Source organism: Pseudomonas sp. 44 R 15, from assembly GCF_900004965.1.
In the GTDB taxonomy this organism is placed as follows: domain Bacteria; phylum Pseudomonadota; class Gammaproteobacteria; order Pseudomonadales; family Pseudomonadaceae; genus Aquipseudomonas; species Aquipseudomonas orientalis_A.
This window is the reverse complement of sequence record NZ_CVTU01000114.1, coordinates 106,310-119,455: the sequence shown is the minus strand read 5'-3', so window position 1 is coordinate 119,455 and position 13,146 is coordinate 106,310. Positions and strand designations below refer to the sequence as shown.

Below are 13,146 nucleotides of genomic sequence, written 5' to 3'. Positions count from 1 at the left end.
AGAACTTCAATGAGACATCTTGATATCGTTCTGTGCGGGCGCAGCCATGCGCTCGCCTGCCTTACGCAAGAGCTGCAGCAGATGGGCCATACCACCCATCTGCTGCCCACTGACAGTGCCAATGAGCGCGCCCGGTTACCGGTTCCGGACCTGCTGATCGACGACGCCAGCACGACGCGGTTTCCTCAGTATCCCGCGTGTCACCATCTGTCCTTACGGATGCGGTCCGACGATGCCGGCGATGTGTTCGCGCCCTTGCACCTTGAATGCCTGTGGCGTGCGGGGGAGGGCGACTGGATGACGCTGGGACGTCGTGAAGTCGATGCCGACACGGCCGGCAATGGCGCCGACCTGATGCAGGAAGCCATCGCACAACTGGTGGACATGGCCAGCGTGCACATTGGCCGCTACTCGCGCAGTGCCGACTACCTCGAGACGCCGCGTGAGCCGGTCAAGGCGCTCGACAGCCTGTCGAGCCTGACCCAGCTGGATCGACTGGCCTGGCAGCATCGCCACAATGCGACTGCCAACGTCGGGTTGCTGCAGGAAGCCCGGCAACCCTTCGTCCAGCGCCTGGCCGACAGTCTGCTGGCCAATGCCGAGCGCAGTGCCTTGAAAGTCGATGGGCACGGCATGTCCTATGCGCAACTGCATGCCTACAGCGTGGCCATCCAGGAGCGCTTGCAGCCTTTGCTTCAAGCGCAGGGCGGTGGGCTGACCGTGGTCGGCATCTCCTTGCCCAAAGGCTCGGCACTGTACGCAGCGATCCTGGCGGTGATCGGCTGCGGCGCCGTGTACCTGCCGCTGGACCCGAACCATCCTGCGGAGCGTCGTGGGGCGATCCTTAAGCATGCCAATGCCAGCTTGCTGATCCAGGAGACCGACGCCGTCAACCCGCTTGCGGGCCTGGCAACCCTGGACATCAGCCACCTGGATTTCTTCCACCATGGCGCCAAAGGCTACAGCCGCGTGGCCCTGGCGCCGGATCAGAGTCTGCTGCGCGTGCCGTTGGCGGGGGCGGCGCCCTGTGTGGCGATCTATACCTCGGGCACCACCGGGCAACCCAAGGGGGTCTTGCTGAGCGTCGACAACCTGAGCCACTTTTGCGCGTGGTATGCGCGCTATGTGGAGCTGGACCGTCACAGCCGTGCGTTGCAGTTTTCCACGATCAATTTCGATGCCTCGCTGCTGGACATCTTCCCCACGCTGATCCAGGGCGCCGAACTGATCGTCCCCACCGAGGACCAGCGCCGCGATCCCGTCGCGCTGGCCGAGTTGATTGAGCAGGAGCAGGTGACTCACGCCTTCCTGCCACCGGCCTTGCTCAGCATCCTTGCGCTCGAATCGTTGTACGGCCTGCAGCATCTGGTGACCGGGGGCGATGTGTGCGAGCCCCATGTCATCGAGCAACTGGTGGGCCACTGCCAGTTGCATAACATTTATGGCCCGACCGAGACCACGGTGCTTGCCACGTGCCGCACGTTCCAGGCAGGCGACAATAACCGCAACCTCGGCGTGCCGATTGCCAATACCGCGATTTACCTGCTCGATGAGCAGGGGCAGCCGGTCGGGCAAAACGGCAGTGGTGAGATCCATATCGCCGGGCCGGGGGTGGGCCTGGGGTATCTGGACGCCGCGCAAATGACCGCCGAGCGTTACCGCCTGCATGAATTGCCCGACGGGCAACGGTTGCGCCTGTACCGCACCGGCGACCTGGCGCGTTGGACCGAGGACGGCATCCAGATCATCGGACGCCTGGATAACCAGGTGAAGATTCGCGGTTTTCGTGTCGAGCCTGAAGAGATCGAACACTTGCTGCAATCGAGCCAGTTGTTCCGTCAGCTGGCGGTGGTGATCGATCAGCAGCGGCGCATCCTCGCGTTTTTCTCCCAGCCCCACGGCGGTGACGGCCACGCCGCCAGCGAACAGCTGCAGGCTTACGCACTCAAGCACTTGCCCGACTACATGCGCCCCAGCGCTTACTGCCTGCTGGAACGCCTGCCGGCCACGGCCAACGGCAAAGTCGACCGCAAGGCCTTGAAGAATCTGCCCGTGAACTACAAACCCCAAGGGCCGCGCCAGGCGCCACAGAACCCCACGCAGGAGCAGTTGCTCGGGCTGTGGTCCACCCTGCTCGATATGCCCGGCGTCGATATTTCCGTGGAGGACAGCTTTTTCAATCTCGGCGGCCACTCCATCCTGCTGTCGCAAATGCTCATGGGCATTCGCGAGATGTTCGGCAAAGGGGTTTCGATCAACCGCTTTATCGAACAGCCGACGCTGATCAACCTCGCCAACCTGATCGACCAGGACGTCGAAGCCACCGCCACCGTCAGCCCGCAGGCATTGCGTGACGCGACGCTGCGGCCTGAGCTGGACGTGTTGCCGATCAGCCGCCTGGGCAACCTGCATAAAGTCATCGTCACCGGCTCCAACGGGTTTCTGGGTGTGCACATCGTTGAGGCACTGCTGGAACTGGGCAGCACCGAAGTGGCGTGCCTGGTGCGTGAATCGGGGGGAATGAGCGCTCAGCAGCGTTTCGAACAGGCGTTGATTCAGAACCGCCTCGAGCACCTTGACCTGAGCCGGGTGCGGGTGTTGGCGGCCGATATCAGCCAGCCTCGCCTGGGCCTGTCGGAAGCGGACTACGAGTGGCTGGACCGTGAATACGGCGTGTTGATCTATAACGCGGCCAACGTCAACCACGTGCTCGACTATGAATCGCTGGTCAAGGACAACGTCACGCCCGTGCTGGAATGCCTGCAACTGTGTGAGGGGCGCAGCAAGAAGGTGTTCAATTTCATCTCCACCTTGTCCGCGTCCAGCACGGTGGATGCACAGGGGCGCGTGCTGGAAGAACCACCGGCGTTCACACCGCCGATCTACATTCGCAATGGCTACAACCTGTCCAAGTGGGTGGCCGAGCGCATCTTGTGGAACGCCAGTGAGTCGGGGGTGTGGGTCAACCTCTATCGTCCGGGAAACATTGCCTTCAATACGCGGACCGGTGTGTGCCAGCCCCATCAGAACCGCTTGATGCTGATGCTCAAGGGGTCATTGCAGCTTAAGGAAGTGCCTGAGCTGGCGCTGAACTTCGACCTGATGCCGGTGGACTTCCTGGCTCGCTTCATCGCGTTTCACGCCAGCCGGCATAACCGCTCCAAGGCCGTCTTCAACCTGCACAACCCGTTGCCCTTGAGCTGGGCGCATTACCTGGAGGCGTTTCGCGCCGCTGGTCACGATTTCCAGATGGTCCCGGTGACACAATGGCAGCAGCGCCTGTCGGCAATCGACAGTGACAATGCGTTATTCGGTGTCGTCGGCTTTTACCTCAATGGCTTTGAAGAGGACATCGGCGATATCTCGATGATCGAGTACCACAATGCGCTCTCAGGCATCCGTAGCATGGGTGAAGACTACCCGGCCAAAAACAGTGCGCTGCTGCAAAAAGGCTGCGACTACCTCAAGCAAATCGATTTCATCTAAGCAAAAAAAGGAGCTGTCCCATGCAACATTTTGAACCCGATACCCTGGTACGCAACCCCGTGGGCAACCCTGTGGTCGCCAGCGTCACGGTCAATGGCGACGCGCGCAGCGTGTGGAATATCGTCGGAGACTTTTCCGGTTTCGCCAAATTCATCCCGGCGTTGTCCCACATCGAAATGACCGGGGAGGGCGTGCGCTCGGTACGCAAGAAGCTGTTCAAGGACGGCAATGTGGTGATCGAGCAACTCAACAGCCATGACAACGAAGGCATGACCATGACCTGGTCGCTGATCTACACTTCGCTGAATATCGGCAACCTGTGGGCCGTCATGCAAGTGGAGCCGCAAGGTGCGAATCAAAGCCTGGCGACCTGGACCATCATTGGCCAGCCCTATACCGGCGGCCCGGAGGACGTACCGGCGTTCGAGGCATTCCTGCAAGGGTTTGCCGATGATGCGATGAGCAACGTGCAGAAGTTGTTTGCCTGACGCTTCAGGTGTACCGCCCTGTGAGTACCGTTGGATCAGCGGTATTCGCGGGGCTTTGAACCCGCCGTACTCCCCCCGCAAAATGCCCGCGCACTGCCAGATTAGGCTTTTGAATCCATTCGATATTCTGTAGCCTTGCGCAGCTTCAGCTTTACCCGTGCTTGATGAACACACACTTCGTCCGGCGGCGCCCGAAGGGCTCCAGAGCCGGTGGTACACTCGACTTTCGCGCTACTGCGCCTGCAGGTCTTGCGAACATGACCCATATTTCCGAACGCCTACTGGTTCAAGCCCATCTCGACGCCAAGCAGCCCAAGGCCCTCAGCGCCAGTGAAGAGGCGAGCCTGCGTGCCGCCATCGCCGCCGAGCTCAAAGCGCAAGACGCGGTGCTGGTCGCCCACTTCTACTGCGACCCGGTGATTCAGGCGCTGGCCGAAGAGACCGGCGGTTGTGTTTCCGACTCCCTGGAAATGGCGCGCTTCGGCGCCGCGCACCCAGCCAAAACCGTGCTGGTGGCGGGGGTACGGTTCATGGGCGAAACCGCGAAAATCCTGACCCCGGAAAAACGTATCCTGATGCCGACCCTGGAAGCCACCTGCTCCCTGGACCTGGGTTGCCCGGTGGACGAATTTTCCGCGTTCTGTGACCAGCACCCCGAGCGCACGGTGGTGGTCTACGCCAATACCTCGGCGGCAGTCAAAGCCCGCGCCGATTGGGTGGTGACGTCCAGTTGCGCGCTGGAGATCGTCGAAAGCCTGATGGACAACGGCGAGACGATTATCTGGGGCCCGGACAAGCACCTGGGCACCTACATCCAGCGCCAGACCGGCGCCGACATGCTGCTGTGGGACGGTGCCTGCATCGTCCACGAAGAGTTCAAGTCCAAGCAGCTCGAAGACATGAAGGCGCTGTATCCGGACGCGGCGATCCTGGTGCACCCGGAATCGCCGACCTCGGTGATCGAGCTGGCGGACGCCGTCGGTTCCACCAGCCAGTTGATTGCGGCAGCGCAGCGCCTGCCGAACAAGACGTTCATTGTCGCCACCGACCGCGGCATCTTCTACAAGATGCAGCAGCTGTGCCCGGACAAGGTCTTCATCGAAGCGCCTACCGCCGGCAACGGCGCCGCGTGCCGCAGCTGCGCGCACTGCCCGTGGATGGCGATGAATACGCTGGAACGTACGTTGCAGTGCTTGCGCGAGGGCAGTAACGAGATATTCGTCGAGCCGTCGGTGATCCCGCAGGCGGTGCGGCCGCTCAAGCGCATGTTGGATTTCACCCAGGCTGCGCGGCTCAAACTGGCCGGCAACGCCTGATTCAAGGCTGCCTGGGTAAAAACTGTGGGAGGGGGCTTGCCCCCGATGGCGGTGTGACAGTCACCCTGTATGTTGACTGATCCACCGCTATCGGGGGCAAGCCCCCTCCCACATTTGGATCTGCACTATCCTGCGATTACTTTTTTTGCTTCGGGATCCGCACCAGTTGCGTGTCCGAATAGATGTCATGCCAGCTGCGCTTTTGCTTGTCGAACAGCGACCAGATAAACCCCAGCCCCACACACAACCACGACGCAATCGACACCACAAAGCGTAGCAACGCCTGCCACAGGCTGATACGCGTGCCGTCGGCGTTTTGCACGCGCACGCCCCATACCTGCATACCCAGGGTCTGCCCGGAATGGGTCCAGAATTTGGCGAAAAAACCGAACAGCACAAACAGCAGGATCGTCGACAGCAATGGGTCACCGTCCAGTGCGCCGGACTCGGTGAGTGTGCGCATCTTCGCTTCACCCACGAAGGCGATCCACACCAGCTTGTAGATAAAGGCGGTGACGATCAGCAGGGCGGTGCACAACAGGAAATCATAGAACATCGCTGCCAGGCGGCGGCCCAGGCCAACGGCGGGGAACTCGCCTTGGGGGCGCAACAGGGGCTTGGGCATGGCAGGGCTCTCTGGTGAAAACGTGCAGTTTACGCAATGGCGCCCATAAAAAAGCCCCTGATGTCATATCAGGGGCTTTTTGTCGCAGGAAGGATCAGCCTTCTGCTTGTACTTCGTCAGCCTGCAGGCCTTTCTGGCCTTGCACTGACACGAAGGTGACCTTCTGGCCTTCCTTCAGGCTCTTGAAGCCGTTGCCCTGGATAGCGCGGAAATGCACGAACAGATCCGGACCGCTTTCTGGAGTGATAAAACCAAACCCTTTCTCGTCGTTGAACCACTTGACGGTACCGCTCTGACGTTCAGCCATTTTCTTCTTTCCTTTGACGCTAAAAATTAATGACAGCCTCTTTCACACGAAAGAGTACTGGGCTGGGTTGCAGGAAAGTAAGAGACGTCGAACGGGTTGTAGCATTACTACTTCAGCTACTGCCCAGGTCCAGGTTCCAAGCGACCCATGCAAACACAGTGGGCAAACTCTACGCCAACTAATATGGAAAAAACAAGCCCTGCCAGAAAGCCCGGTTTTGCTCGGGCTGATGACAGTTTGGTGAATAAATTCACGCCGGCTTATTCGATAGGCGTGCTCACTTGTTATAGGGCAATCCCTATAACAAAGACTATCGCTTGTGCACTGTTATATGGCGGCTGCGTTACAGTTTAGTGCACGTAACGCAGCCGCGTTACTTATGGAAACGATCTATCAGCCACGGAAGTAACGTTGCGGTACAAATGGCATTTTACTTACACGTAATGGCACCTTTTTCCCACGCACCAGCGCAGAAACCTCGGTATCCAGTGCGGTAAAGGCGCTGTCCAGGTAACCCATCGCCAACGGTCCGCCCAGCGTGGGACCAAAGCCACCGCTGCACACGCTGCCAATCACCGCGCCCTCGGCATCGACGATTTGCGCGCCTTCACGTACCGGAGTGCGCTCCTGGGGCAACAAGCCAACGCGCTTGCGGCTCACGCCGGTTTGCTGCTGGGTGAAGATTCGGTCTGAACCGGGGAAGCCGCCGGCACGCGCGCCATCGGCACGGCGCGCTTTGGAAATCGCCCACAGCAGGCTGGCTTCGATTGGGGTGGTCTCGGTGTCCATGTCATGCCCGTACAGGCACAGGCCGGCCTCGAGGCGCAGGGAGTCGCGCGCACCCAGGCCGATCGCCTGCACTTCGGCTTCGGCCAGCAGGCTGCGGGCAAGGCTCTCGGCATTTTCAGCCGGTACGGAAATTTCGAAACCGTCTTCACCGGTATAGCCGGAGCGGCTGACGTAGCAGTCCACACCCAGCAGGCGCAGGGTGGCGAATTGCATGAACGTCATCTGGGTAACTTGCGGTGCCAGGCGCGCCAGCACCTTTACCGCCGCCGGGCCTTGCAGGGCCAGCAATGCGCGGGCTTCGAACAACGGTTCGATGCTGCACTGGTCGCCGATGTGCTGGCGCAGGTGCGCCAGGTCCTGGTCCTTGCAGGCGGCATTGACCACCAGGAATAGTTCGTCATTGCCCAGGTTGGCCACCATCAGGTCGTCGAGGATGCCGCCCTGCTCGTTGGTGAACATCGCGTAGCGCTGCATGCCTACCGGCAGGTCGATGATGTCGACCGGCACCAGGGTTTCCAGGGCTTTGGCGGCATTGGCGCCGGTCAGGCGGATCTGGCCCATGTGCGACACATCGAACAGGCCGGCCTGTTCACGGGTGTGCAGGTGCTCTTTCATGACGCCCAGCGGGTATTGCACCGGCATGTCGTAGCCGGCGAAGGGCACCATGCGCGCGCCCAGTTCGAGGTGCAGGGCGTGCAATGGGGTTTTCAACAGGGTTTCGGTGGACATGTTCAGCTCCTGAAACTTATTTTTCGAGGCCGACTCGGTCAAGTGTGGGAGGGAGCAAGCCCCTCCCAGATTTTTTGACCCCTTTCAGTCAGGCGGGTTACGCGTAGCTCTCGATTGACGGGCACGCACACACCAGGTTGCGATCGCCAAACACGTTGTCGACCCGGCCCACCGGCGGCCAGTACTTGCCTTCGATCAACGAGGCTACCGGGTACACCGCCTGTTCACGGCTGTACGGGTGCGTCCACTCGCCCACCAGTTCCGCTGCGGTATGCGGGGCGTTCTTGAGCGGGTTGTCGTCCTTGTCCAGGGTGCCGTTTTCCACGGCGCGAATCTCTTCGCGAATGGCGATCATGGCCTCGCAGAAGCGGTCCAGTTCTTCCCTGGATTCACTTTCGGTCGGCTCGATCATCAAGGTGCCTGCTACCGGGAACGACATGGTCGGCGCGTGGAAGCCGAAGTCGATCAGGCGCTTGGCCACGTCGTCCACGCTGATGCCGCTGCTGTCCTTGAGCGGGCGCAGATCGAGGATGCATTCGTGCGCGACCAGGCCGTTGCTGCCGGTGTACAGCACCGGGTAGTGCTCTTCCAGGCGACGGGAAATGTAGTTGGCATTCAGGATCGCCAACTGCGACGCGCGCTTGAGGCCCGCGCCGCCCATCATGCTGATGTACATCCAGGTGATCGGCAAAATGCTTGCGCTGCCGAACGGTGCGGCACACACCGCGCCTTCCTTGCGCGCCATGGCCGCATGGCCTGGCAGGAAGGGCGTGAGGTGCGACTTGACGCCAATCGGGCCAACGCCCGGGCCGCCACCGCCGTGGGGAATGCAGAAGGTTTTGTGCAGGTTCAGGTGGGAGACGTCGCCGCCGAACTTGCCCGGTGCGCACAGGCCCACCATGGCGTTCATGTTGGCGCCGTCGATGTACACCTGGCCGCCGTTGTCGTGGATGATCGCGCAGATGTCGCGAATGCCTTCCTCGAACACACCGTGGGTGGACGGGTAGGTGATCATCAGCGCGGCGAGGTGCTCGCGGTGCTCGATGGCCTTGGCGCGCAGGTCCTCGATGTCGACGTTGCCCCGTGCGTCGCAGGCGGTGACCACCACGCGCATGCCGGCCATGTTGGCGGTCGCCGGGTTGGTGCCGTGGGCCGATGATGGGATCAGGCAGATGTCGCGACGCGCTTCGCCACGGCTCTGGTGGTAGGCGCGGATCGCCAGGAGGCCGGCGTATTCACCCTGGGAACCGGCGTTCGGTTGCAGGGAAATGGCGTCGTAACCGGTGGCCGCGCAGAGCATGGCCTCCAGTTCGCTGGTCAGTTGCTGATAGCCGGCGCTTTGTGCGGCCGGGGCGAACGGGTGCAGGGCACCGAACTCGGCCCAGGTCACCGGGATCATTTCGCTGGCGGCGTTGAGTTTCATGGTGCACGAACCCAGCGGGATCATGGTGCGGTCCAGCGCCAGGTCCTTGTCGGCCAGTTTGCGCAGGTAGCGCATCAGCTCGGTTTCCGAATGGTAACGGTTGAACACCGGGTGGCTGAGGATCGGCGACTGGCGCAGCAGGGCGCTCGGCAGGGTGCTTTGGGTGGCGGCAAAGGTGGGAAGGGCCTTGCCGTCGGCGAAGATGGTCCACAGGGCTTCGATATCGGCCTGGGTGGTGGTCTCGTCGATCGACAGGCCAACGCGCTCGCCGTCCACTACGCGCAGGTTGATGCGCTGGGTGCGTGCCTTGTCGTGCAGGGCGGCGGTGTTTGCGCCGGTGTTCAGGGTGATCGTGTCGAAGAAGTGTTCCTGCTCGACCTTCAGGCCCAGGGCGGTCAGGCCCTTGGCCAGGATCGCGGTCAGTTGGTGAATGCGCTGGGCGATCTGGGTCAGGCCTTCAGGACCGTGGTAAACCGCGTACATGCTGGCGATGTTGGCCAGCAGCACTTGGGCGGTGCAGATGTTGCTGGTGGCTTTCTCGCGGCGGATATGTTGCTCGCGGGTCTGCATGGCCAGGCGCAGGGCCGGCTTGCCGAAACGGTCCACCGACACACCGACCAGACGGCCCGGCATGTCGCGCTTGAACGCATCCTTGGTGGAGAAGTACGCCGCATGCGGGCCGCCAAAGCCCAGTGGCACGCCGAAGCGCTGCGCGCTGCCGATGGCTACGTCGGCGCCGAACTCGCCCGGCGGGGTCAGCAGGGTCAGGGCCAGCAGGTCGGCGGCCACGGCGACCAGCGCATTGGCGGCGTGGAAGCGCTCGGTCAACTCGCGATAATCGAACACATCACCGTTGCTCGCCGGGTATTGCAGCAGGGCGCCGAAAAATGCGCTGACGTCGCTCAGTTCGCGCTCATCCCCCACTACCACATCGATGCCCAGCGGCTCGGCGCGGGTGCGCAGAACGTCGAGGGTTTGCGGGTGGCTGTGCACCGAGGCGAAGAACGCGTTGCTGCCTTTGTTCTTGCTCAGGCGCTTGCAGAAGGTCATGGCTTCGGCGGCGGCGGTGGCTTCGTCGAGCAAGGAGGCGTTGGCGATCGGCAGACCGGTGAGGTCGCTGATCAGGGTCTGGAAGTTCAGCAGCGCTTCCAGGCGGCCCTGGGAAATTTCCGGCTGGTACGGGGTGTAGGCGGTGTACCAGGCCGGGTTTTCCAGGAGGTTACGCAGGATCGGCGATGGCGTATGGCAGTTGTAGTAGCCCTGGCCGATATAGGTCTTGAACAGTTGGTTCTGGCCGGCGATGGTCTTGATCCTGGCCAGGGCCTGGGCTTCGCTCAGGCCGTCTTCCAGGCCGAGCACGCTGGTGCCCTTGATGCTTTCCGGGATCACGCTGGCGCTCAGGGCTTCGAGGGAGTCAAAACCCAGGCTGGCGAGCATCTGCTGCTCGTCTTCCTGGCGCGGGCCGATGTGGCGGGCGATGAATTCGTTGGCGGTGGTCAGATTAACGGTCATGGCGCGCTCCTCAGGCTTCAGCGTTGGCTTTGATCAGGCGGTCGTACGCATCCTGATCCAACAGCTTAGCCACTGCATCGGCGTCGGCTGGTTTAAAGCGGAAGAACCAACCTTCGCCCATCGGGTCTTCGTTGACCAGTTCGGGGCTGCCATCGAGTTTGTCATTCACTTCGAGGACTTCACCGTCCAGGGGCATGTAAACGCCGCTGGCGGCCTTGACCGATTCCACGGTGGACGCTTCGGCGCCCTTGTCGTAGGCCTGCAGCTCAGGCAGTTGCACGAAAACCACATCACCCAGCGCGTTCTGCGCAAAAGCGGTAATGCCCACGGTGACGCTGCCATCGGCTTCGGCGCGCAGCCATTCGTGATCTTCAGTGAAACGCAACTCGCTCATGGAAACTCCTCAGGGCCAGATTCGTCTGGTGGACGGGATTGGAATAATGGGGAGTTGCTTAGCAATATCGCGGCCAAGGTTATTAAAGTGTTACAAAACAATGGGTTATCAAAAGGGGTGGTGATGCTTTGGGTTTTGGCTGTAGCGATTTCGCTACAGTTCGACCTGAGAAAAAAAGACTATGTGGATCAAAGCCTTGCATGGCGCGCGAAAAGCAGGGTTGTAGCGATATCGTTACGCTGTAGCGCTTTCAGTACACAGAATGTCGTTCTCAGACCAAAAATTGGCAATACATTCCAAATGTGGGAGGGGGCTTGCCCCCGATTGCGGTGGATCAGCAATGGATGAGTTGACTGACACAATGCTATCGGGGGCAAGCCCCCTCCCACATGGGTTTGTATTCCACATTTAAATCTGCTGACTTTTGGAGCTAGGGCTTGTTTGGAATGCCGTACTTGCGCAAACGATGGGCAATCGCGGTATGGGAGGTTTGCAGGCGGCTGGCCAGTTGGCGGGTCGAGGGGTAGCTGGTGTAGAGCTTTTCCAGCAGGTCGCGCTCGAAGTGTTCCACCGCTTGTTCCAGGCTGTCGATTTCGCCGTCGCTCTGGCGGGCGACGGACGTGCCGGCGATGTCGAGGTCGCCGATGTCCACCAGGCTGCTTTCACAAATGGCGGCGGCGCGGAAGATCACGTTTTGCAACTGGCGCACGTTGCCCGGCCAACGGTTGCCCAGCAGCGCCGGGTAGGTGCCAGGCGCCAGGCGGCAGACGGGGCGCTGGATCTGCGCGCAGGCCTGCTGCATGAAGTAGCGCGCCAGCAGCAGGATGTCCTGGCCGCGTGCGCGCAACGGCGGTACTTCAACGTTGAGTACGTTGAGGCGGTAGAACAGGTCTTCGCGAAAGGTGCCTTCGCTGACCATCTTTTCCAGGTCGCGGTGGGTGGCGCTGAGGATGCGCACATTGACCTTCACTTCGCGGTCGCCGCCCACCCGACGAAAGCTGCCGTCGTTGAGAAAGCGCAGCAACTTGGCCTGCAGGTACGGCGACATTTCGCCGATTTCATCGAGGAACACCGTGCCCTGGTTGGCCAACTCCATCAGCCCCGGCTTGCCGCCGCGCTGGGCGCCGGTAAAGGCCCCGGGGGCATACCCGAACAATTCACTCTCGGCGAGATTCTCCGGCAGTGCGGCACAGTTCAGTGCCAGGAACGGTGCACTGTGACGGGCGCTGATCGCATGGCAGGCACGCGCCACCAGCTCTTTGCCGGTGCCGGTTTCGCCCTGGATCAACAGCGGGGCATCCAGCGCCGCCACGCGTTGCGCGCGCGCCTTCAAGGTGCGGATGACCGGGGATTCGCCCAACAGCGCGTCGAAACCTTCGGCATGGTCGTGGTGCAGCGCCGACAGTTGCTCGCCGATGCGGTTGGGCGGGTAGAGGGTGAGCAGGGCGCCGGCATCGGTGATCGGCGTGGCGTCCAGCAACAGGGTCTGGCCGTTGACGCTGATCTCGCGCAACGGCAGGCGAAAGCCATGTTCCAGCAAGGTGTCCAACAGCCCTGGGTCGCTGAACAGCTCGGCGATGCTTTCCCCGGCCGGTTCGCGCCCGTATAGAGCGATCAACGCCGGGTTGGCCAACAGGATCGTGCCCGCGCTGTCCAGGGCCAGCACCGGGTCGGTCATCGCCGCCAGCAGCGCGTCGAGTTGCAGGTGGCGGCGCTGGCCGGGAAGGATGTCGACCACCGTCACCGCCTGCACGCCCTGCACGCTGAACAACGCATCGCGCAGTTCCTCGAGCACCTCGGCGCTCAAGGTCGGTGCGTCGATATAGACGTTGGGCGGCATCATCTCCACCGCATCCAGGTTGAGGTTGCGCCCACCCAGCAGGGCCAGGACTTCCTGGGTGATGCCGACGCGGTCGATGAAGCTGACGTGGATACGCATGGGGCGATTGCAATTCTGGGGAGCAGAGGCGGCAAGTATGCCTTGGCGCGGGGCGCAGGTGAAATCTGACAACTGATGGAGATCAAATGTGGGAGGGGGCTTGCCCCCGATGCGGTGTGTCAGCTACAGACTTGTTGG

General features: G+C 61.6%; 9 protein-coding genes. 3 read left to right on the top strand and 6 right to left on the bottom strand.

The window, feature by feature from the left end; all coding sequences use genetic code 11:
- Positions 1-9: 9 nt before the first annotated feature.
- The 3 genes from BFP93_RS23090 (at position 10) to nadA (ending at position 5,290) form a co-directional block, all read left to right on the top strand.
- Positions 10-3,486 (top strand): amino acid adenylation domain-containing protein, encoded by a 3,477-nt coding sequence (locus BFP93_RS23090; protein WP_065895070.1) that lies wholly within the window; start codon positions 10-12, stop codon positions 3,484-3,486.
- Positions 3,487-3,506: 20 nt separating this feature from the next.
- Positions 3,507-3,974, top strand: coding sequence for an SRPBCC family protein (locus BFP93_RS23085; RefSeq protein ID WP_065887615.1), 468 nt, complete (start codon positions 3,507-3,509; stop codon positions 3,972-3,974).
- 257 nt (positions 3,975-4,231) lie between these two features.
- Complete coding sequence (nadA, locus tag BFP93_RS23080; RefSeq protein WP_065895069.1) at positions 4,232-5,290, top strand: quinolinate synthase NadA; 1,059 nt, start codon at positions 4,232-4,234, stop codon at positions 5,288-5,290.
- A gap of 136 nt (positions 5,291-5,426) precedes the next feature.
- On the opposite strand, the gene BFP93_RS23075 is transcribed toward nadA, so the two are convergent.
- From BFP93_RS23075 to BFP93_RS23050, 6 genes are all read right to left on the bottom strand, one after another.
- Positions 5,427-5,915 carry an RDD family protein gene (locus tag BFP93_RS23075; RefSeq protein WP_065887617.1) on the bottom strand — a complete coding sequence of 163 codons (489 nt, stop codon included), beginning with the start codon at positions 5,913-5,915 and terminating at the stop codon, positions 5,427-5,429.
- A 94-nt stretch (positions 5,916-6,009) separates the two neighbouring features.
- On the bottom strand, positions 6,010-6,222 hold the full coding sequence (locus BFP93_RS23070) for a cold-shock protein (RefSeq protein WP_007253000.1): 213 nt from the start codon (positions 6,220-6,222) through the stop codon (positions 6,010-6,012).
- Between the two features lie 393 nt (positions 6,223-6,615).
- Positions 6,616-7,740 carry a glycine cleavage system aminomethyltransferase GcvT gene (gene gcvT / locus BFP93_RS23065; protein WP_065895068.1) on the bottom strand — a complete coding sequence of 375 codons (1,125 nt, stop codon included), beginning with the start codon at positions 7,738-7,740 and terminating at the stop codon, positions 6,616-6,618.
- A 97-nt stretch (positions 7,741-7,837) separates the two neighbouring features.
- The gene (gene gcvP / locus BFP93_RS23060; protein ID WP_065895067.1) at positions 7,838-10,675 is read right to left on the bottom strand and encodes an aminomethyl-transferring glycine dehydrogenase; all 2,838 of its coding nucleotides are present in this window, start codon (positions 10,673-10,675) and stop codon (positions 7,838-7,840) included.
- 10 nt (positions 10,676-10,685) lie between these two features.
- Positions 10,686-11,069, bottom strand: a complete 384-nt coding sequence (gene gcvH / locus BFP93_RS23055; RefSeq protein WP_005790845.1) for a glycine cleavage system protein GcvH — start codon at positions 11,067-11,069, stop codon at positions 10,686-10,688.
- A 430-nt stretch (positions 11,070-11,499) separates the two neighbouring features.
- The gene (locus BFP93_RS23050) at positions 11,500-13,008 is read right to left on the bottom strand and encodes a sigma-54-dependent transcriptional regulator (protein ID WP_065895066.1); all 1,509 of its coding nucleotides are present in this window, start codon (positions 13,006-13,008) and stop codon (positions 11,500-11,502) included.
- Positions 13,009-13,146: the final 138 nt, after the last annotated feature.